This window comes from Rhizobium sp. K102, from assembly GCF_022385315.1.
Taxonomy (GTDB): domain Bacteria; phylum Pseudomonadota; class Alphaproteobacteria; order Rhizobiales; family Rhizobiaceae; genus Rhizobium; species Rhizobium croatiense.
In genome coordinates this window covers 368406-389267 of the sequence record NZ_CP092438.1, presented here as the reverse complement: position 1 = coordinate 389267, position 20862 = coordinate 368406, and the positions used below count along the sequence as shown (strand labels likewise).

14 protein-coding genes and 3 pseudogenes are annotated in these 20862 nt (G+C 58.7%); 9 read left to right on the top strand and 8 right to left on the bottom strand.

The features are described 5' to 3' along the window. The first annotated feature begins 411 nt into the window (after nt 1–411). A complete protein-coding gene (locus MHI61_RS32470) occupies nt 412–1161 on the top strand; it encodes a sulfite exporter TauE/SafE family protein (RefSeq protein ID WP_239793554.1) in 750 nt (249 codons plus the stop codon). Between the two features lie 173 nt (nt 1162–1334). On the opposite strand, the pseudogene MHI61_RS32465 reads toward MHI61_RS32470, so the two are convergent. From MHI61_RS32465 to MHI61_RS32440, 6 genes and pseudogenes are all read right to left on the bottom strand, one after another. Further along, a pseudogene (locus tag MHI61_RS32465) lies at nt 1335–1773 on the bottom strand (hypothetical protein). A 58-nt stretch (nt 1774–1831) separates the two neighbouring features. Beyond that, nucleotides 1832–2647, bottom strand: a complete 816-nt coding sequence (locus MHI61_RS32460; protein ID WP_239793553.1) for a hypothetical protein — start codon at nt 2645–2647, stop codon at nt 1832–1834. A 90-nt stretch (nt 2648–2737) separates the two neighbouring features. Further along, a complete protein-coding gene (locus MHI61_RS32455; RefSeq protein WP_239793552.1) occupies nt 2738–3463 on the bottom strand; it encodes a DUF2726 domain-containing protein in 726 nt (241 codons plus the stop codon). A 339-nt stretch (nt 3464–3802) separates the two neighbouring features. Continuing rightward, entirely contained in the window at nt 3803–4393 is a 591-nt protein-coding gene (locus MHI61_RS32450) for a histidine phosphatase family protein (RefSeq protein WP_239793741.1), read from the bottom strand. Nucleotides 4394–4678: 285 nt separating this feature from the next. Continuing rightward, nucleotides 4679–6772, bottom strand: coding sequence for an ATP-binding protein (locus tag MHI61_RS32445; RefSeq protein WP_239793551.1), 2094 nt, complete (start codon nt 6770–6772; stop codon nt 4679–4681). Then, nucleotides 6769–7509: a response regulator transcription factor gene (locus MHI61_RS32440; RefSeq protein ID WP_040113154.1), complete on the bottom strand. Its 741-nt coding sequence runs from the start codon at nt 7507–7509 to the stop codon at nt 6769–6771. The genes MHI61_RS32445 and MHI61_RS32440 overlap by 4 nt, the downstream gene beginning before the upstream one ends. 216 nt (nt 7510–7725) lie before the next feature. On the opposite strand from MHI61_RS32440, the gene MHI61_RS32435 reads away from it, so the two are divergent. From MHI61_RS32435 to MHI61_RS32405, 7 genes and pseudogenes are all read left to right on the top strand, one after another. Next, the gene (locus MHI61_RS32435; protein WP_239793550.1) at nt 7726–8748 is read left to right on the top strand and encodes an ABC transporter substrate-binding protein; all 1023 of its coding nucleotides are present in this window, start codon (nt 7726–7728) and stop codon (nt 8746–8748) included. Nucleotides 8749–8865: 117 nt separating this feature from the next. Then, nucleotides 8866–9894 carry an ABC transporter substrate-binding protein gene (locus tag MHI61_RS32430; RefSeq protein ID WP_239793549.1) on the top strand — a complete coding sequence of 343 codons (1029 nt, stop codon included), beginning with the start codon at nt 8866–8868 and terminating at the stop codon, nt 9892–9894. Between the two features lie 68 nt (nt 9895–9962). Continuing rightward, nucleotides 9963–12185: an iron ABC transporter permease gene (locus MHI61_RS32425; RefSeq protein ID WP_239793548.1), complete on the top strand. Its 2223-nt coding sequence runs from the start codon at nt 9963–9965 to the stop codon at nt 12183–12185. Further along, complete coding sequence (locus MHI61_RS32420; protein WP_239793547.1) at nt 12182–13243, top strand: ABC transporter ATP-binding protein; 1062 nt, start codon at nt 12182–12184, stop codon at nt 13241–13243. Before MHI61_RS32425 ends, MHI61_RS32420 begins: the two co-directional genes overlap by 4 nt. A gap of 31 nt (nt 13244–13274) precedes the next feature. Further along, nucleotides 13275–14096, top strand: coding sequence for an inositol monophosphatase family protein (locus tag MHI61_RS32415; RefSeq protein ID WP_239793546.1), 822 nt, complete (start codon nt 13275–13277; stop codon nt 14094–14096). A gap of 122 nt (nt 14097–14218) precedes the next feature. Beyond that, nucleotides 14219–14746 carry an NUDIX hydrolase gene (locus MHI61_RS32410; protein WP_239793545.1) on the top strand — a complete coding sequence of 176 codons (528 nt, stop codon included), beginning with the start codon at nt 14219–14221 and terminating at the stop codon, nt 14744–14746. A gap of 284 nt (nt 14747–15030) precedes the next feature. Next, a pseudogene (locus MHI61_RS32405) lies at nt 15031–15768 on the top strand (class I SAM-dependent methyltransferase). 470 nt (nt 15769–16238) lie between these two features. Here MHI61_RS32405 and MHI61_RS32400 read toward each other — a convergent pair. Both MHI61_RS32400 and MHI61_RS32395 read right to left on the bottom strand, forming a co-directional pair. Next, nucleotides 16239–17258 (bottom strand): inorganic phosphate transporter, encoded by a 1020-nt coding sequence (locus MHI61_RS32400; protein ID WP_239793544.1) that lies wholly within the window; start codon nt 17256–17258, stop codon nt 16239–16241. Continuing rightward, nucleotides 17258–17899, bottom strand: a complete 642-nt coding sequence (locus MHI61_RS32395; RefSeq protein ID WP_239793543.1) for a DUF47 family protein — start codon at nt 17897–17899, stop codon at nt 17258–17260. Before MHI61_RS32395 ends, MHI61_RS32400 begins: the two co-directional genes overlap by 1 nt. Nucleotides 17900–18928: 1029 nt before the next feature. On the opposite strand from MHI61_RS32395, the pseudogene MHI61_RS32390 reads away from it, so the two are divergent. Further along, nucleotides 18929–20565, top strand: a pseudogene (locus tag MHI61_RS32390) (EAL domain-containing protein). The last annotated feature ends 297 nt before the right edge of the window (nt 20566–20862 follow it).

The following is a 20862-nucleotide window of genomic DNA, read 5'->3' as shown; positions in this document are numbered from 1 at the left end:
GAAACGAGTGACCCAGCAGTTCGATTGCTTCTTGAGCGCATCCCTATGGGAGCGTGCTCTATTGCGCCGCACCTTGTCTCCACTTCGCTCTGACCAGGCACTGCTCCACCGAACCCCGAGCGGGTTTCTGGGCCTGGTGTCTAGAGTGAACGGGGCGCACATGGCTGCTTGTCGCCGCGGCCTCTATGAGCGGTCGGTCAGTAATCGGCCCCAAATTAGTCATTCCAGCCAGCCCAAGTTCTTAGCTCGCCTAAGAATCTATTGCACAGGGAATTTGGAATAACAGGGTCGTTGGTTCTAATCCCTTCAAGGCGGCCTACCTTTCCGCACCACTTAAGCCGGCGGGATTGCCTTAGGCCACGATTATAGACAAGTGTCTCGGCGGAGCTTCGGTGCTAAGGCGACCTGAACATGTACGATATCATTCTTCTTTTCCTGGCCGGCTTGTTGGCAGGCAGCATGAACGCCTTGGCGGGCGGCGGGTCGTTCGTATCCCTACCTGCGCTGATATCGGTCGGAGTGCCGTCGGTGGCCGCAAATGCGACAAGCACTTTAGCCTTGTTTCCCGGCGGTATGGCGAGCTCGTGGGTCTACCGTGATGGGGTTAGGAGTGTGTGCGGTATCAATGTCGTGGCCATTGCTATCGCGACGGTGTTGGGTGGTGTGGCCGGAAGTGTTTTATTACTTCTAACCCCATCCAGGATCTTCGACGGAATCCTGCCATGGCTTTTGCTGGTGGCGACATTGATGCTGGCTGCAGGGCCAAGGCTCAGCGCCAAGCTGCAGACGCAGGCACATCCGAGTGTTATGGCCTTCGCGACGGTTCAGTTCTTTCTCGGTCTTTATGGCGGCTATTTCGGCGGCGCGGTGGGCCTTATGATGCTCGCGGCATGGAGCGTGCTCGGGGGCGGGGAGATCAAGAGCCTGAATCCGACAAGAATGGTAATGGTAACTGCCGCAAACGCGGTCGCCGTCGTCGTCTTCGTACTGGCCGGGGCAATCGTATGGCAACAGTGCATTTCCATGACGTTCGGAGCTGTTATCGGCGGGTGGATCGGAGCGCATGTCGGACGCAGGCTGCCGTCATCGATCGTCCGGATGCTAACCCTCGCGGTCGCCCTTTTGACGACCGCTGTGTTCTTTTCGCGAGCTTATCTTTGAGCGGAGCTCCGGCACCCGCAACGAATCCGAGGAACTGAATGCCAAAAGACTGAAGGATGCGGGCTCCGCTTGGAGGATGCCGATCGGCGCCCCCTCATTATGCGGTGTGGGCCGCGAGCGGAAAATATCTCTTCGGTATCAATCTGCCACTGGCGCGATCACGGATGAAGTCGTCATTGGCCTTTGGGCAGATCGCTCCGCCTTATCCTCAGTAGAGGTTTAGCCGTTTTGGGAAGCTTCGCGCGGTCAACCATCCGCGATGAGACTTCACAGTCGGCGTTGATTTTCACGACGAGCAGCTTGCTGAATCTCCACGTGATCGTTACCAAGCCGCCCGTCGGCACCCTGCGCGCAGTTCTTGTTCAGCTTTATCCCGTAGGTGATGGCGCCGAACAGTTCACCAATGACTCCGTACACATCAAGATGACGACCGGTCTCAAGGTGGTAGCTTTCGGCCAGTGCCAACAGGTCCTGAAAACATGGGATCAGATGCCTTATCGCATTGGGGTATTTGGCCCGCCACTCCTGGTATTGGAGTTGTTCTTCCACGTCGGACCGGGAAACCCACTCGCCGTCGTCATAGAAGGCTCGATTCCAGATATCAGCATCCATTTCAAACCTCTTAGAAGCCCGATTTTCGCGACGCTGCCTGGGCGATCTTATGATCTATCTATGCAGCAAGGCTGTTCCAGAGCGCTCCGTCTCGGCTGACTTGGCAAGCTATTGCAATGATCTGCTGGTAGGAGATGGGCGTGATCGCCCCTTGGCCGGGGAGACCAGGAACTATCAGGCCTCGTTTCACTTTCCGCGCCGTTGGAAAACTTGGGTGATCGGCAAAGGCTGCCAGGGCAGTGGCTTGACGGTTGCGGTGCTTGCCGATCGCCGCCGCCAACACGGCGTTGCGCATCCACTGATAAGCGTCTCCCTTAAAAGGGCAGGGCGTATAGTCGGCACCCGGATCGAGCTCGAAGATTTTTGGGATGTATTCCCAGTACCGGATGCTCTTGCTTGTCAAAGCGCACCGCGACCGCACACCGTTGCCCGGGTTGATTTGGTCTTCGTAGTTTCCGTTGCATTGGCGTTCGCCCGAGCGAGAAACAGCCGTTTGGCTACATTGTCCTCCGGGTTCGGTGAACTTGCACTCGATGACGAGTGAGGCGGCGGAGCCGACGGCAAGTGCATCGACTTGGGTCGGCCTGGGTTCTCCCAGAAGCCGATCGGTATCGGTCCACTCGAGTGTTACAGTCCATGGGCCACCCGGTGCAACGCCCACACACTCGGCGATGGCGTCGAAGATGCGATCGCGATCGCTGCTCATCTTGAGTGTGCCGAACACATCGATAGCGAGGGCTTGCGACGAATGCGCCTTGTAGGCTTGAATTCGATTGGTTCGATCACGATGCCAGGGAAACGCCTCCCAGTCCTCGATCGCTGCGCGACTGGCCGGAAACAGATTTTCGCGAACTGCGTGGAAGTCGAAGATCATCTCGGATGCGCCTCAATTCCATGAACGCATGTCGATGCTTTGTTCCAGTCGAAGAGGCTCGATCGTGCAGACATTCTTGATGAGGTCCCATTAGGTGGCACTCGGCTTGTCCACCAGTTTCTCGACCAATCGCCTGAGTTCCGACGGCGTGGTTTGACCAGCCACCACCTCGTAATAGCCGATCCCGGCGCGTCGCAGCGCCTCCTTCTTGACCGCGTCGCGCGCGGCCGCGGCTCCTTGATGGTGCGCTCCGCCCTGGTATTCGATGACGTGCCGCGGCTGGCAATTGCCGTCGACGAGGAGCAAGTCGACACGTTTGGAATTGATGCAACTGTAGGCGTCTGGGTCGGCACTTCGAAGGATCTCGCCCAATGAAACCTGAGCCATCACCTGCCATGACGGATTGCAGCCGATCACGACACTGTCGAGTTCTCGAAACACCCGGGCTTCACTCTTGTTCAGCAATGGCTGGATGGTGAACTTCGAGCGCATCACGATACGCAGTTGATCCGTGGCATCGATTGGCCGCGATGGCTGAGCAGCTGGGGTCTGAAGCCAGGGGCCTTGTATGACGCGCTCGTTCCAGCGCCTTTCCTCCGATTGCGACCTGTTTCTCTCTCGCCACGCCTGTCTGCTCGTCGCAGTTAGGAACTGCTCGACGGCCATGCCGAGGATAATGCCCACGAACAGCGCGGCTATTAGCAGTTCCGGCTTTTCGAAGTCTGCAATGGTTATCCCGCCCGAAGCGCCGACTGCGGCAGCTCCGATGATCAGCCCAGGTGCTGCGAACAGCACCGACCGTTGGCGATATTGCATGCCCCTCTCCGGATTTCCCGCGGAGATAGTATGACGCTTTTACGATGCGCGGAAAGTCATCCAAAAGAATGAGGTCGCGCACGCGTAAACTTCTTCCCGACGACCGATTCCCTGACCCCGAGGGACCGATATTGGTTCTAGGGGCTAGTCGACATCCGCTTCAGTCAGGTTCCTACACCCGGTAGCACCGCGGGAGCTTTAGACGCAGCACCACGGCTTGTTGCCATGGTGTTCACGCTCGGGGCGAAGAAGATCGCATAATGGATCGTCAGGGATGGCCTGATCGCGCTGCTTGTGGCAGTCGATTCGAATTCAGCCGATGGATCCTGGCTGGCGCGCTTACTGCGCACTGAGAGCTGCGCCATCGACAAAGCTAAACTCACCTTCGTAGAGCCGATAGAACCCGTCTTGAGGAACGGGCAGGTCTAGCATTTCTCGCCTCGATAGACCTGAGTACACGCCCCGCACCAACCTACCGAATAGCCCGTGAGAAATCGCTACGGTCGGCCCTTGGACATCTGCAATCCAGTTCTTTGCACGGCCACACGCGGCATCGAAGCTCTCTCCATCCGGAGATCTGAAATACCAGTCAAAGGCGTCGGAACCGTCGAGCATACCTGGAAACTCATTGTCGATCTCGAACTTCGTCAAACCATCCCACGTGCCAACAGAAACCTCCATCAGTCGGGCGTCTTCATGTGTAGCCAGCGGTAGCACTCGCTGCAAACGTCTGGCGGTTTCCCGAGTTCTACCAAGAGGACTGACATGCATTTCGAAGGATGGCACATTGTCCGAGATTTCCTTGCGAAGAAGCCCCGCGACGAAATCCGCCTGCTGGACACCTCGCTCCGTGAGAGGGGAATCTCTTTGTCCCTGAAACCGACCTAAGGTATTCCAAATGGTCTCGCCATGGCGGAGGAGATAAATCACCGGCGCATGCCGCCGAAGGCGAGTTTGATTATTCACTTTTGCCCCCGATCATCGCGACCCAATCAGATGGGAAAAAATTTGGCGATCGCCTACGTTTGTTGTGGCTCCAGCTTGCGCGACTGAGCGGTAACCACGCGTTCCAGCAACTGCGTAAATGCCTCGGCGAGAGTAGGCCTTGCAAACTGGAACTTATTGACAAGAGAACCGAGCCGCAACCATGCGAGCATGGACGCTCTATGCTCCGGGTAATGCTTTGTTGGCTTTCGCGCCCTGGCTTGGAGAATTTCAGGCTGGAAACCAAAGTTCGACGACTGTCCCCTTTCCCGGCAGTGAGGTGATGCGAGCGTCGCCGCCGCTTTGACGTACGAAGCCATAGACTATGGCCAGCCCGAGACCGGCGCCGCCTTGTGCATCGCGGGTGGTAAAATAGGGCTCGAAAGCCTTGTCGACTGCCTCGGGTGTCATGCCGATACCGTCGTCCGCCACGCTAACGGTCATGCCAGTCTCGCTGCGGGCGCAACGGATGCGGATCGTGCCGCCTGCCGGCATGGCCGCGGCGGAGTTGAGGCAGAGATTGAGGATCGATTGTTCGAAAAGCGCCGTGTCGATGAAGATCATGGGCAGGTCGTCGGCGATCTCGAAGTCAAGCCGGCATTTCTCGCCGATGGCGATCTCCAGCACGTCGGCCATGCCGCGCAGCACCGAGCCGAGTTCTACCTCGCTCGGGTGGATTGGCTGCTGACTGCCGATGGAAAGCATGCTTCCGGCAAGCGATCTGCCACGGTCGGCCGCCTTGCGAATGCGCGCGAGATGTCGCTTTTGCCGGTCGTTGAAGCCCGTTTCGCGCTCGAGTAGGCCGAGGCTTCCGGTGATAATGCCGATCATGTTGCCCACCTCGTGGCTGACCTGGTGGGTCATGCGCATGATGCCATCAAGCCGTTGGATCTTCGCTGCCTCGGTTTCTTGCCGGTCGATCTCGGTGATGTCGCGCGCCAGCAGCACGATGCCGCCATCCGGTTGCCGGGATAACGACACCTCCGTCACGTATCCGGCATCAGTGCGGTGGCGCAGCACATACCGGTCCGCTAGCAGGCCAGGATCGTTCTCGGCCGGCAGGAGTGCCAGATCGATCTCCGGCAGCGGCATGACGAAGCTGCGCAGCGGCAGTTTTCTGGCCGAACCAGACCAGCCGAGCAGCGCGATGACGCGGCGGTTCATGGTGATCGGTCGGCCGCGCGGATCGAATAGAGCGATGCCTTCGTTCATGCTGCGGAAGGTGGAGCGGATGGTGCGGGCGGCCGCTTCCGCCGTGCGTCTCAGCCGCGTGACGCGCTCGACGCTCTCCCGGAACGCGCGGAACGCTTCGAGCAGACGCACCAGCTCAGTTTCCGTGCCGTCATAACGCGGCGCATCGACATCCTTTCGCCCCTCAGCCAAAGCATTCATGCCGTTTGAAAGGGAAACGATGCCGCGCGAGACGCGCATGACGGAACGGATTGAGACTACGGCCATTGCCAGCACGAGCAGCGAAGCGACGGCGACGATAACAAGGATGCGGCTCAGGGCATCAGAGGTCGAGACAAGGTCGTCGCTGAGACTGCGGGCAACGGTCTCGCTCTGGGTTTCCGTCGCATGCGACAGATCGCGCGAGACATTATGCAGGCGAGAGACAGCGCTGCGGATGGCGAACATTTCGAGCAAGTACTGCGTCTGTGCAGCGAAGATCCGTTCGTAAGGTGCAAGCTCGGCGGCAGCAATCCTGATATCCGGGGCAGCAGGTTGCAGGCGCGGGGCGGTCTCGGAAACGTAGCGCCGGCGCAATTCCCCGAGTTGAAAGAGACTGTCCGAATTGGAGGCGGCTTGTACGATGGCATTCAGGCGGCCGCGAAAATCAACATCCGCAATGCCGCTGCCGGTTGCAATCTCGCCGAGCGCTGCCGCAGCTTCCGCCTTATGCTGCTGGGCGGATTCTGCGTCGTCGGCAAGTGCCGTGGTTTGCGTGCGGATCGTCTCCAGCAACTCGACGATGCGGCCACTGCCAAAACCCCTGGCAGCGACTTCGCCGTTTTCAGGTTCCATCGCCCGGATTAGCGCGTCGACCTGCACGACAACCGAGCGACTTTCGCTGGAGACCCGGTAGGGGGAGGTCGCATTCATCAAAAAGGGCGCGCTCGAGACAAGATCCGAAACCTGCCGCGACACCAGCGAAGCCTTTGCGAGGCTCGAAAAAGCTTGCAGGCCATAGGCTGCCATTTCCTGGCGGGCTCGTTGCAAGCCGTAAATAGCGATGGCCGCCAGGCTGAAGACGAGGATACAAATGAAGACGATCGCAAAAGGCAGCCGAAAGGCGATGGAAGAGAGGAAGGGGCGGCTGATCAAGGTGCAATCTCGCCATCGTCCGTATCGAGAACATAGCCCTTGCTGCGCCGCGTTTTAATATGTCGTGGCAGGTCCGGATTGCGCTCGATCTTGCGACGCAGACGCAGCACGAGTACGTCGACATTGCGGTCGATATAACGTTCGCTTTCCGCGCCGAGCCGGTCGAGAATATGGGCGCGGCTGACGGGGGTGTTCGGCGTCTCAGCGAGGATCTCGAGCAGGGCGAATTCGGCGCTGGTGAGCGACTTTGCGGGGTCAGTGCGACACGTGGCGCGCCGATTCTTCAGATCCACCGACCAGTCGCCGAGCTTCAAGGAGGTGGGCTCATGCTCACGTTCGCTTTCCCGCTCCGGCTTGAGCGAAGGGATCGTCCTGCGCAGCACGGCCTTGATGCGGGCCGTTAATTCGATGGGTTCAAAAGGTTTAACGACGTAGTCGTCCGCCGCCGTTTCGAGGCCGAGCACCCGGTCCGCGGCGCTGCCGGCAGCCGTCACCATGACGATGCCGATATTCGTCTGCGCGCGCAGACGCTGCGCGAGGGTGCGGCCGGAGGTGCCCGGCAAATTATGGTCGACAAGCACGAGATGAACGGTTTCGCGCGAAAGCACGATCGCCGCATCCTCCGCCGATGGCGCTGTGAGCGGGGTCCAGCCTTCCGCCTCCACGAGGTCGGAGATAAGCTCCGCCATGTCCGGGTCGTCCTCGACGATCAGAATGCTTATCTTCTCATTCAACACATGCACGTCCTCCCGCATCCATTATAGGCAGGGCCTTCAAGATCTTCAAAGCAGCCTCTTGTTATGCGATTTGTCACATTTGTAACCTTTGTCATCTTTTCGACCGCAAGACCTCTCCCCGCTGTAAGAACCGTAACCATTCTCCGATTGCGCGGGGCGGTAGATGTGACATCCTGACTGTGGAGATTGGGACGTAACGTCCAATGGGAGGTAATCGTGAGAGGCATCACCGCTTTGAGCGCGGTCGCGGCTCTGTGGTTGGCGAGCGCCGGCACCGGCACGACTGCCCTATCCCTCACCGTTCTATGCGGTGTCGACGAGACGTGGTGCGCCGCGATGAAGACAGCCTATGAGGCGAAGAGCGGGCTCGAGATTTCGATGACCCGCAAAAGCACTGGCGAGATCTTCAATCAGATCCGCGCAGAGAAAGCTGCGCCAACCGTCGACGTCTGGTGGGGCGGGACTGGCGATACCCATCTCCAGGCTGGTTCCGAAAATCTTCTCGAGCCCTACCAGCCGGCTCATGAACGCGACATGCTGCCTTGGGCGCAGAATTTCTTTGCCATGTCCGGTGGCAGGTCTGCCGGGATTTACGCCGGTGCTCTCGGCTTTGCCTACAATGCCGATCTGCTGCGCGAACTGAAGCTTCCTGCCCCGACCTGCTGGAAAGACCTGGCGGACACCACCTATCGAGGGCGCATCCAGAGCGGGAATCCGACTTCGTCCGGGACCGCTTTCACGACACTTGCGACGCTGGTGCAGCTCTTCGGAGAGGATGAGGCTTTCCGTTACCTCGCTGCGCTCAACCGCAATATCGAGCGCTATACGACTTCGGGGGCTGCGCCCGTCAAAGCGGCAGCTCGCGGAGAAACGCTGATCGGCATTTCTTTTATGCATGATGCCGTCACGCAGAAGCAGGCGGGCTTTCCCCTCGTTATCGTCGCACCCTGCGAAGGCACGGGCTACGAGATCGGCGCGGTGAGCATCGTCAAAGGGGCGCGTAATCTCGCGGAAGCCAAGCGTTTCGTCGACTTCGCGCTCAGTCCGGAAGGACAGGGTACGGGTGCAGCCTCCGGCCAGAACCAGGTGCCGTCCAATGCGAATTCCAGCTTGCCGTCGGCAGCCCCTGATATCTCGATGATCAAGATGGTGGACTATGACTTCGCCACCTTCGGCTCCCCGGACCAACGAAGTCGACTGCTCCACAGGTTCAATGCGGAAATCGCCGCGACGAACTGATCGAGTCCTTTAGACAAAACGCAATCCGAGATCGTGAAGGCGCCGACGGGCAGGCCGATGGCCCCGCTGTGGCTTGTTCACGTGAAGAATCAACCAAGGCAACAGGAGGATGCCCCCATGAAAATGAAGACCTTTTCCATTATGCTCTTCGCCGGCTCTACTCTCGCTGCGCTACCCGCGCAGGCGGCTGGCGAATTGAACCTCATCTGCTCGGCCGATGTCGTCATCTGCGAACAGATGAAGGGCGATTTCGAGAAGGCCCATAGCGACATCAAGGTAAGCATGGTTCGCCTTTCGTCCGGCGAGACCTATGCCAAGGTGCGGGCCGAAGCTCGCAACCCGAAGACCGACATCTGGTGGGCCGGTACGGGCGACCCGCATCTTCAGGCGGCATCCGAAAATCTGACGCTGGAATACAAGTCGCCGAAGCTCGATGAACTCAACGACTGGGCGAAGAAGCAGGCCGAAAGCTCCGGCTACAAGACGGTCGGCGTCTACGCCGGCGCGCTCGGCTGGGGCTACAATACCGAGATCTTCAAGTCCAAGGGCTATAAGGAGCCGGTCTGCTGGGCCGACCTCCTGGCGCCGGAACTGAAGGGTGAAATCCAGATCGCCAACCCGAATTCTTCCGGAACCGCCTATACGGCGCTCGCCTCTCTCGTTCAGATCATGGGCGAGGACCAGGCCTTTGACTACCTGAAGAAGCTGAACACGAATGTTTCGCAGTATACCAAATCCGGCTCGGCGCCCGTTAAGGCGGCGGCACGCGGGGAGACGGCGCTCGGCATCGTTTTCGTGCACGACGCGGTGGCGCAAACGGCGGAAGGCTTCCCGGTCAAGTCAATCACGCCCTGCGAAGGCACTGGCTATGAAATCGGCTCCATGTCGATCATCAAGGGCGCACGAAATCTCGACAATGCCAAGATCTGGTACGACTGGGCGCTGACAGCTGAAGTCCAGTCGCGCATGAAGGATGCGAAATCCTTCCAGCTGCCTTCCAATAAGAGCGCGACAATCCCCGAGAAGGCGCCGCGCTTTGAGGACATCAAGCTAATCGACTACGACTTCAAGACCTATGGCGACCCGGCAAAGCGCAAGGCGCTGCTGGAGCGCTGGGATCGCGAAATCGGCGCTGCCGCCAACTAATGTGCCGACCGGCGGCGTCCGTCTCACCCGGGCGCCGCCTCCCTTAACTCAAAGACAGCGAGGTAGCCATGAGACATGGCAATCGCAGGCTGGATGTCGTCCTGGTCCTGGGCGCGGTCGCATTGACCCTATTGCCCTGGTACCGGATGGAGACCGGCTTCTTCGGACTCGGATGGTTGGCCGGCTTTCCCCTTTCCCCGGAAGCGGCCCCGGGTCTCGTGCAGATTTTCGCCTATGGCCGTGTGTGGCTTGCCGGTGCGCTTGTGCTTCTTTTCCTCGCGTTCGCAGCCCGCGGAATGGCGGATCCGATGCGCCGCGGCGCGGTACTCGCCTGGCTCGGTGCGCTCGGCGTTTTCTTTCTTTCGCTCCAAGGCCTCGCCATAGGCATTTCAGGCTGGACCTGGACCATGAGCGAAGCGCTCTTCGGCACGCTCGCGGATGGCCAGCCCTCCATGGGGGCGGGCGCGGTGCTCTCTACTATTGCCTTCGTGCTACTCTTTGCCTTCGGCCTTGCCGAGCGCGGTGCCATGAAGGGCGATGCGTTCGTCGTCAGCGCGATCGCACTGCTCGTCTTCCTCGTCACGGTCTTCGTGTTCTACCCGATCGGCAGTATGTTTGTCGGTTCGGTGCAGGATTTCGACGGCTCGTTCAATGCGGATAACTTCATTCGCAACGTGCAGGACCCCAGCATCTGGAGCCTCAACTGCGTGATCGGGGCCGGTCGCTGCGGCGTCGCCTGGCGCACGCTGTGGCTAGCCATCATGACCGGCCTCGGCTCGACCTTGCTCGGCCTTGCCTTCGCGCTTGTTGCCACCCGTACGCGTTTCCCCATGAAAAAGGGTCTCAGGCTGCTGACGATCCTGCCGATCATCACGCCGCCCTTCGTCATCGGGCTGGCCCTTACACTGCTCTTCGGTCGTGCCGGTGTCGTTACACAGGGGCTATCCGATCTGTTCGGCATTGAGCCCGGCCGCTGGCTTTACGGGCTGACCGGCATCTGGATCGCGCAGGTGCTGTCCTTCACGCCGATTTCCTTCCTCGTGCTGATCGGCGTCGTCGAAGGCGTCAGCCCGTCGATGGAGGAAGCGTCGACGACGCTGCGCGCTGACCGTTGGCGCACCTTCTGGCGGGTGTCGCTGCCGCTGATGAAGCCGGGGCTCGCCAACGCCTTCCTCATCGGCTTCATCGAAAGCATGGCCGATTTCGGCAATCCGCTGGTGCTCGGCGGCAGCCATGGCGTGCTGTCGACTGAAATCTTTTTCGCCGTGGTCGGTTCGCAGAACGATCCCTCGCGCGCCGCCGTTCTCGCCACGGTACTGCTCGCCTTCACGCTGTCTGCCTTCCTCGCTCAGCGCATCTGGCTGTCGGGCAAGAACTTTGCCACCGTCACCGGCAAGGGCGATAGCGGCTCCCACATTGCGCTCCCACGCGGGTTGTCGATCGCCGTTCACGCCGTGGTCATCCCGTGGATCCTCTTCACGCTGGTTATCTACGGCATGATTCTGATCGGCGGCTTCGTGAAGACCTGGGGCCTGGATAATTCCCTGACGCTCGACCACTACGCCAAGGCCTTCTCGATCAGCTTCGAAAGCGGAATTGCCTGGACGGGCGTTGCCTGGAACTCGTTCTGGACAACCATGGAAATCGCGTTGATCTCCGCGCCCTTGACGGCCGTCGTCGGCCTGCTGACCGCTTACATCATCGTGCGTCAGAAATTTGCCGGCAAGAATGCCTTCGAATTTGCCCTGATGATGAGCTTTGCCATCCCTGGTACCGTCATCGGAGTCAGCTACATCATGGCCTTCAACCTGCCGCCGTTGGAAATGACCGGCTCGGCGCTAATCCTGGTCGCCTGCTTCGTCTTCCGCAACATGCCGGTCGGCGTGCGCGGTGGCATCGCGGCGATGAGTCAGCTCGACAAGAGCCTCGACGAAGCCTCGCTCACGCTGCGAGCCAACAGCTTCCGCACGATCCGTAAGGTCATTCTACCGCTCTTGCGTCCTGCCGTCACCGCCGCGCTCGTCTATTCCTTTGTGCGTGCCATCACCTCCATCAGTGCCGTCATCTTCCTCGTCAGCGCGCGATACAACATGGCGACCTCCTACATCGTCGGCCTCGTGGAGAATGGCGAATATGGCGTGGCGATCGCCTATTCCTCCATGCTGATCGTCGTGATGATCACCGTCATCGCCGGCTTCCAGCTCATGGTGGGCGAACGTCGCCTGCGCCGTGAAAACCGCGTCGCCGGCATTGCCACTTCTGCTCCCTCTCGTCAGGAGAAAATAGCATGATCAACCAGAAAGCCGGTTCCGTCGTCTTCCAGAACGTACGCAAGACGTTCGGCGCCTTCACTGCCATCCCAGACCTCTCCCTCACCATTGAGCCCGGCACGCTCGTCACCCTGCTTGGTCCTTCAGGTTGCGGCAAGACGACGACGTTGCGCATGCTCGCCGGCCTCGAACATCCTTCAGCTGGAAAAATCCTCATCGGTGGCAAGGACGTCACGATGCTGCCGGCCAATGAGCGCGATGTCTCGATGGTGTTCCAGTCTTATGCGCTGTTTCCGCACATGAATGCCCGCGACAACGTCGCCTATGGCCTGGAATCCTCCGGCCTCAGTCGGAAGGAAGCACGGGAGAAGGCGGAGGAGGGGATGGCGCTGGTTGGCCTTGCCGGCATGGGTGGCCGCCTTCCCGCCGAACTGTCAGGCGGTCAGCAGCAGCGCGTTGCTGTTGCCCGCGCACTGGTGCTGGAGCCGCAGGTACTGCTGCTCGATGAGCCGCTCTCCAACCTCGATGCGCGCTTGCGCCGGAAGGTGCGCACGGATATCCGTGAACTTCAGCAGCGTCTCGGTTTTACCGCCGTTTATGTCACCCACGATCAGGATGAGGCTCTGGCGGTATCCGACCGCATCATCGTCATGAAGGATGGCGAGATCGCCCAGTCCGGCACACCGCGTGAGCTTTACGAAGCGCCCGCCTCCTCCTTCATCGCCGATTTCATGGGAGAGGCGAATGTCATCCCCTGCGAGGTGATCCGCATTGAAGGTGCGGAGGCGCTTATCCGCGTGGCGGGGGTGAACCACCGCCTGCCCGGGCGCGGCGCAAAACCCGGCATGGCGAAACTCGCCGTCAGGCCCGGTTCGATCTCCATCGCGGCACCCGGTCAGCAGGGTCTGGCGGGGCGGGTTCTCCACAGTGCATATCTCGGCGGTCATGTCGAATATGAAATCGAAACCGATGTCGGGACGCTCTTCATTATCGACCATGCCGTCGAAAGAAACCTTGCGCCATCGAGCGACGTCACACTTGGATTCGAGAGCCGCGGCATTGCACTGATCGCCGCCTGAAATATTGGAATGCAAATAAAAGGATAGAAATATGACTGTGCGTGACACGGATCTTGAGCGGCGCTTCATTTTGGCAAAATCCCTCGCTGAAAAAGCGGGTGCGCTTGCGCTCGATTATTTTAACAAGCGGGACACTCTCGTGATCGAGACAAAACGCGATCTTCAGGATGTCGTGTCGATAGCGGATCGTGACGTCGAGACGTTCCTACGGGAGCGCGTCGCCGCAGTATTTCCCGACGACGGCTTCCTCGGGGAGGAGTTTGGCCATGAAGTCGGAAGCTCGGGCTACACTTGGGTAGTCGATCCGATCGACGGGACCGCGCCCTTTGTCAACGGCATGCCGACCTGGTGCGTTTCGATCGCTGTCCTGCATGGCGGTCTTCCCGTCATCGGCGTGATCCATGTCCCGTGCGCCAATGAGCTATATGCCGCTGCTCTGGGCCTCGGTGCAAGCTTGAACCGAGAGATGCTGTCACTTGATCCGTCCCGAACAATTCAGAACGCGATGACCGGCATCGGCTGTAATACGTATGTGGCGCCGGAGCGTGTCGGCTCCATCATATCGGCCGTGCTCAACAACGGCGGCACATTTATCCGAAACGGCTCGGGCGCGCTTATGCTCGCCTATGTGGCGGCAGGCCGACTGGTCGGCTACTATGAACCTCATATGCGAGCCTGGGACTGCATGGCGGGTTACTGCCTGGTCAAAGAAGCCGGAGGCCAATATCTGCCGTTTTCGACCGCGGGAGAAGATCTGCTGGCGGGTCAACCTGTTTTGGCGAGCAATGTATCGGCCTATGCGGAGTTGTTAGCGATCCATAATGCCAATGGCGGCAACGGGTCCGGATCGTGAGCGGGGTTAGGGCGCCTACTCCGCCTCCGGCCGGCGGTTGCTCCCCCATTGATTGTCATCACCTGTCATGAACATGCTCTTAGAGAGGTGACGCGCCTACAAAACTCAGCAATGACAAGCACATGAAGACTCCGAAAAAACCCCGCAAGCCCCGGCCGGACAAATCGGAGCCACTGCTCCGCCAGCTTGCCGCCGTCTCCACGAAACTGTTTTCCGGCGCGTTTCGCCAACAGTATGGCGCGCTGTGCTTCCGTTACGCCGAAGGTGAAGTCGGGCTCCAGATTCTTGTGATCACGTCGCGGGAGAGTGGGCGTTGGATCATTCCGAAGGGATGGCCAATAAAAGGCAAAAAGCCCTTCGAAGCGGCGGCGGTCGAAGCGTGGGAGGAGGCTGGCGTGCGCGGGTCGGTGAGAAAGAAGCCGGTCGGCCGCTACACCTATCTGAAAGAATTTGACGACGGTGACATCGCCCCCTGCATTGTCGACGTGTTTCAGGTGGAAGTCACAGAGGTCGGCGACGGTTTCAAGGAGCAGGGGCAGCGTATTCTCGAATGGGTCGACCCGGTTGAGGCGGCACGACGCGTTCGCGAGGTTGAACTCAAAACTCTGCTGGTGGAATTCAAGGTCCGCGGCCGCAAGAAGGGCGGTTAAGGTACGAGTGGCACCCCGCTCACGGAAATCGCTCGCGAAAGCTGATGTTGTGACGATTTCGACATGAGCGTCGGCGGTTGATTTCATCAGATGCGTTGCTAAAATGTCGTTCATGGTCGAGCAGGACACCCATATTGTCCCCCGGGTTGCCGGTATTCCGTTGGCGGGATACCGGGATGTCGACCACGCAATCTAAACACGCGGATCGTTGCCTGGTCTCGCCCATAGCGGACGAGGCGCGTCGACGTTGCAGCCTTGTCCTCCCTATTTTCCTGGAGATTAACATGGCACAGAATATCTACGACAATCCCGATTTCTTTAGCGGTTACAGCCAGTTGCCTCGGCAAGTGCACGGGTTGGACGGCGCACCCGAATGGCCCGCGATCAAAGCGATGCTTCCAAGGCTAGAAGGCAAGCATATTGCGGACTTGGGCTGTGGATTCGGTTGGGCCTCACGATGGATGCGTGATCAGGGCGCGGCTTCAGTTATTGGATACGATCTTTCCCAGAACATGATTGCCCGAGCGAAAGCCGACACGGCTGACGCTGCCATCGACTATCGCTTTGCCGATCTCGATATTTTGGAATTGCCACATGCAAGCTTCGATCTGATCTATAGCGCCCTGACGTTTCACTACGTATAGAACTTCGACAGACTTGCGCGGATGGTTTACGATGCGCTCATCGCAGGGGGAGACTTGGTGTTCACCATCGAGCATCCTATTTTCATGGCAGCTCGGCATCCGCACTGGATTTTGGATGAAGACGAGCGCAAGACCTGGCCGGTGAATGGCTATTCTATCGAGGGAGAGCGCCGTACAGACTGGTTCACGAAAGGCGTTGTTAAACACCATCGGACCCTGGCGACGACCCTTAATACCCTGATCGAGGTCGGCTTCAAACTAAGCCAAATCAATGAGTTTGCGCCGACGGACCACCAGATTGCGGCGATGCCTGAACTGGCCGAAGAGCTTGAACGTCCGATGATGTTACTGCTCTCGGTCCGCAAGGCAGGAGCTTAATGCAGATGCGCCGCTCGATGGTCCGTGCCTAGGAATCTCAATTTGTCCTGGCTAGGGCTTTTGGCTTGTCTGCATGGATCAAGCATGTTCGGTAGTGAAAGCTCGACGCCAAAACTCTGACATTTTGCAAATGTGCCCTGGCAGCAACGTTTACGGTTGACGGGCGGACCTGGAGACAGCTCCTTATCGCAGACGGCATTGCGGTACCATTCCTTTGGCGGGAGGAGTGATGCCCCGCAAACCCCGAGACTGTGGTGCGGGCGAGATCATGATCATTCTCACAATAGCGCACCCGACTAGAATCAGCCGCCCGCGCCCCTAATGACTGTGTGTGAAATAGTCCGGCACTTTGTACCAATCCACCGCGGAGATCGACGCAGGTTCAGTTTTTCGCCAAGACCGACTTGCTCCGTCCGTCACAAAGCAAACCAAGCAGCCGGCGGCGATGCGGTGCCGGACGGATTCCGGCATCAAAGAATAAAGAACTGGTTCGCTACCGTCGTGAGCCAAAACGAAACTGCCGCAATGATTGCCGCCGCCGGTAGGGTGATAACCCATGCGACTACGATGTTGCCCGCCAGCCCCCAACGGACCGCAGATACGCGCTTTGCGGCGCCCACGCCTATGATGGCACCGGTTATGGTGTGCGTGGTCGAAACGGGTATGCCTAGCCACGTTGCGCCGAAGAGCGTCAAAGCGCCGCCCGTTTCGGCACAGAAACCCTGCATCGGGTTCAGCTTGGTAATTTTCGAGCCCATTGTGTGGACGATGCGCCAGCCGCCGAATAGGGTGCCGACGGCCATTGCTGCCTGGCACGAAAGTACGACCCAGAGCGGCACATGAAAGCTACCGCCGAGATAGCCCTGCGAATACAGCAGCACGGCAATGATGCCCATTGTCTTTTGTGCGTCGTTGCCGCCGTGGCCGAGCGAATAGAGTGAAGCAGAAACAAATTGCAGGAAGCGAAACGATCGATCGACCGCGAAGGGTGTCTGCCGGATGAATGTCCAGGTCACCGCCAAGATGAGAAGCAGCGCCAGAAGGAAACCGATCATTGGTGACATGACGATTGCCGACGCGGTCTTGAGGAGACCGCTCCAGACAATCGAGCTCAGTCCGGTTTTGGCGAGACCCGCTCCGACCAATCCACCGATCAGGGCATGGGAGGAGCTGGAGGGAATGCCGAATATCCAAGTGAGGACGTTCCAGACGATGGCCCCGACGAGAGCCGCGAATATCACTTGCGGAGTGACGATCGCCGGATCGATGATGCCGGTGCCGAGCGTTTCGGCCACGTGGAGCCCAAAGAACAGAAAGGCGATGAAATTGAAGAAGGCCGCCCAAAAGACAGCATATTGCGGCCGAAGCACCCGTGTTGATACGATTGTCGCAATTGAATTGGCTGCGTCATGCAGGCCATTGAGAAAATCGAACAGCAGAGCGACCCCGATTAGGCTGACGAGCAACGGGAAAGCAAGAGTGGCATCCATCAGATATTCTCGATCACGATGCCGCTAATCTCGTTGGCGACGTCCTCGAAACGGTCGACCACCTTTTCCAGCTCGCCGTAGATCTCGCTGCCGATCATATATGCCATCGGATTGTGCGCGCCGTGCCGGCGAAACAAGTCTTTGAGCCCTTGTTCGTGGAGCTCGTCTGATCGTCCTTCCACCCGCGTGACTTGCTCGGCGATGGCCGATAGACGCGCGGCATTGGCGTTCACTCGATCCAGCAGCGGGATTGCCTCGGCAATTAGATTGGCCGCCTCGACGACAGTCTTGCCCATCTCCTGCATGCCTGGGTCAAAGCTCCTCTGCTCGAAGAGGCGGATGGTCTTCACCGTTTTGTGCATCGTGTCGATTGCGTCATCCATGGATTGGATGAGATCCTTGATGTCTCCGCGATCGAACGGCGTGATAAAGCTTCGCCGCACGGCTTGCATGACTTCGCGCGTGACGTTATCCGCCTCATCCTCCAATCGGATGATTACTTCGCATTGATGCTCGATTTCTATCCCCGAAAGCAATCTGTCGAGCGCTTCTGCCGCTCCGACGATCGTCTTGGAATGTTGTTCGAAGAGGTCGAAAAACCCGTCTTCGCGTGGCATCAACCTACGAAACCAACCCAGCATGAGCACCTCGCGATTTTGGTCTGTGTAAGATATGTCGGACGGACGTCATCCGGGACCATTGTCTAAACATTATCTATTTGAGGAGATAGCGCCGAATTCTGGTTTATGACAGTTTTATGACAGACAAGGATGCGCGCGGTCGCCGGAAAGCCCCGTGATCCATATAGTGACCTCCCTGCCGACTTTGCCCACGTTTTTGTTTCCTTTCTTCGGGGTGGCGGAGGCGATGTCGGGCCCAAGCGCATGACGGTGAATATGGGGAGTTTGCTTGGAGGCCGCGCCCTCCGACGGTGGCTTCCGCGCCGAAACCTCATCCAGTCGAAAGGACGACATTCCGCAGCCAGCGATGTCTGGCGCTGGCCTCGGAGTTTCGCCATAAGAGCTTCATCTTCCCGCTCGTCAAGGGAGACTGATTCTAATTGCTACGTGCGAGCGACGCTTGCATGATACCGGTCAGTTTGCGCCCGGAACCGCAGCTCGGCTGTGAGCGGAAAGTGCTCGCGGTACTGGTCGTAGCAGAAGAAGATAAGGGTGCCATCGTGATCGTCACCAATGTCTGCCGGACCCGGTGCAAGTCCCGTTCAAGAACCCGCTTTTCGGTCACGTCCCGATTGTGAGGGATTATGCCGAGCAAGGTGCCGTCGTGTCGCGAAGAGGCACTTTGAGTTTCGAGAGACAAACTTTGCTTCCTTCCGCACGTTCGATGCGTTGCTCTATCGATGACCTTCTGCGCCAATTCCTCCTCACGGCGGAACGCCGCCGCCGTGTCGCTATCGAAGAAGTCGAAAGGATGATGAGAATAAGCCTGTATCGGGCGCCGATGACACGCGACATGGCTTGGCGGTCATCGCTCTCGGACGTCGCCGCATCACGCGAAAGGGCTCGGAGCGGCCGCGATCGAGCAATCGAAGCCTGGCTGCACGGTTGGCTCTCTCTGCGGAAAACGCTTTCAAGCTGTATTTCTGTTTATCGGCTAGGGCTGATTGAATATTCGCGCCGGCATGTTAGCCTTCGCACTGACTCAACGAGGTGGGGTCCGGTCAGCCTGATGAACTCGTTTCTTTCTATGGCAACAGCCTGGAAATAATCAAATGCTCTCGGGCGGTTACTGAGGTCTACAAAGTTGCAGCAGCGTCAGGTACGACCCTTTGGGATCTATATCCGGAGCTGCTCGAACCCGACCACATATCGGGGATCGAGGCCGTACTTGCCGGCGGCCTACCGCGCAACATCGCGATTGGACGCGGTCCTCCCAGCAAAAGTCGCAGTCTTCTGGTTTTCGGCACTGAACGGGGCCTCGGCGTCATCGAGTTCACAGAATGGGAACGCGATTTCGAAGGAAACGACCGGGGAACCCGACCGTGCTCTCCTTCTTCATCAGGCTAGGCACGACGTACTGACGGGACTAGCCAACCGTCGCCAGTTCAGCAGCGATCTTGAGACAGGCTTTCCCGTAACAAGGGATCATAAGGTAGCGCTGATGCAGCTCGATCTGGATGACTTCAAACCCGTCAATGACACCCTTGGTCACGGTGCCGGCGACGTGGTGCTCAAGATGACGGCGGAACGGATTCAGGCCTTACTTCGCGACGGCGAGACAGCTTATAGAACTCGCGGGCGACGAATTCGCCGTCATTCAGCGGCGTGGTGATCAGCCCGCGGAGGCGGAAAACCTGGCCGAATCTCTTGTCCGTGCGTTCAGAGAGCCATTTACCATCGACGGGATCGATGTATTTGTCGGCGCTAGCGTCGGTATCGCCATTGCGCCGAGCGATGGCAATGACGGCGAACAGTTGATGAAAGCAGCCGACATTGCGCTCTATGCTGCCAAGAACGACGGACGTGGCCGGGCGAGGACGTTCAATCGCTCGATGATGATCATGCTGGAGCAGCGCGAGACGCTGAGGCGCAGCTTGCGGGTTGCGCTCAAGGAGCAACAGTTCCTCATCGAGTATCAGCCTCTGGTGGAGGTATCGGAGGGGATCGTCGGCTTCGAGGCGCTGCTGCGTTGGCGCCATCCTTATGCCGGAGTGATTCCCCCAAGTGTTTTCATCCCCATGGCCGAAGCCGATGGCCTTATGGGAGATATTGGAGCGTGGGTGCTTGAACAGGCCTGTCGCGAAGCTTTGACGTGGCCCTCGCATTTCATCGTGGCGGTCAATCTCTCGCCGGCCGAATTCCTGCGCCGTGGCTTCACCGATCGCGTAGCCGGTATCCTCGACGATGTCGGGTTTCCCGCCGACAGGTTGGAGATCGAAATAACCGAAACCGTCCTGCTTGAGCGCACCACCAACAATCTCGATACGCTGCATACTCTGGAGGTCCTGGGCGTCCGAATCGCACTCGACGATTTTGGCACTCGCTATTCATCCCTGAGCTATCTACAGAACTTCCCGTTCGACACGATCAAGATCGACAGGCACTTCATCAAGGATGTCGAGACCAACCCGAAGAGTCAGACGATCGTGCGTTTCGTCGTCGGCCTTGCCCATGGGCTGGGGATGCGGATCACGGCGGAAGGCGTCGAAACAGCCGGTCAGGCGAGTTGGCTTAGAAGAGAAAAATGCGATCGACTACAAGGACTTCTGTTGGGCGCCGCGATGTCCTCCGATGCCATCGGCGATTTCCTGCGTCAGGAGTTGTTCGCGACGCGTTGGATCTGCTAGAGATCCCAGCCTGCTTCTGGTCGGCTCGACGGTTCTGGCACGGCGACAGCTTTCCCAGCGTTCGGCTTGTTGTTATGGGGTTCACGTTTTAGGCCAAAAAGATCGCATAATGGATCGAAGGGAACTAGGCGGCAGCGACGACGTAAGCAGACTTACCTTACCAGGCCGGTTTGTGCTGTGAATCAATTCAAGAGCACCTTTTCTAGGAGGCAATCGGCAGGTTCGTGAATACTTTGATCGCGGTTGTCATCCATAAGTAAGTACGAATTCAAATCGCTCATGACAAATTTTATCAAT

What these genes read in the sequence shown, in the direction of transcription:
- MHI61_RS32470 (WP_239793554.1), top strand. Translation starts at nt 412, where the DNA reads ATGTACGATATCATTCTTCTTTTCCTGGCCGGCTTGTTGGCAGGCAGC.
- MHI61_RS32395 (WP_239793543.1), bottom strand. Translation starts at nt 17,899, where the DNA reads ATGCTGGGTTGGTTTCGTAGGTTGATGCCACGCGAAGACGGGTTTTTC.
- MHI61_RS32425 (WP_239793548.1), top strand. Translation starts at nt 9,963, where the DNA reads ATGAGACATGGCAATCGCAGGCTGGATGTCGTCCTGGTCCTGGGCGCG.
- MHI61_RS32400 (WP_239793544.1), bottom strand. Translation starts at nt 17,258, where the DNA reads ATGGATGCCACTCTTGCTTTCCCGTTGCTCGTCAGCCTAATCGGGGTC.
- MHI61_RS32420 (WP_239793547.1), top strand. Translation starts at nt 12,182, where the DNA reads ATGATCAACCAGAAAGCCGGTTCCGTCGTCTTCCAGAACGTACGCAAG.
- MHI61_RS32410 (WP_239793545.1), top strand. Translation starts at nt 14,219, where the DNA reads ATGAAGACTCCGAAAAAACCCCGCAAGCCCCGGCCGGACAAATCGGAG.
- MHI61_RS32455 (WP_239793552.1), bottom strand. Translation starts at nt 3,463, where the DNA reads ATGCAATATCGCCAACGGTCGGTGCTGTTCGCAGCACCTGGGCTGATC.
- MHI61_RS32460 (WP_239793553.1), bottom strand. Translation starts at nt 2,647, where the DNA reads ATGATCTTCGACTTCCACGCAGTTCGCGAAAATCTGTTTCCGGCCAGT.
- MHI61_RS32415 (WP_239793546.1), top strand. Translation starts at nt 13,275, where the DNA reads ATGACTGTGCGTGACACGGATCTTGAGCGGCGCTTCATTTTGGCAAAA.
- MHI61_RS32430 (WP_239793549.1), top strand. Translation starts at nt 8,866, where the DNA reads ATGAAAATGAAGACCTTTTCCATTATGCTCTTCGCCGGCTCTACTCTC.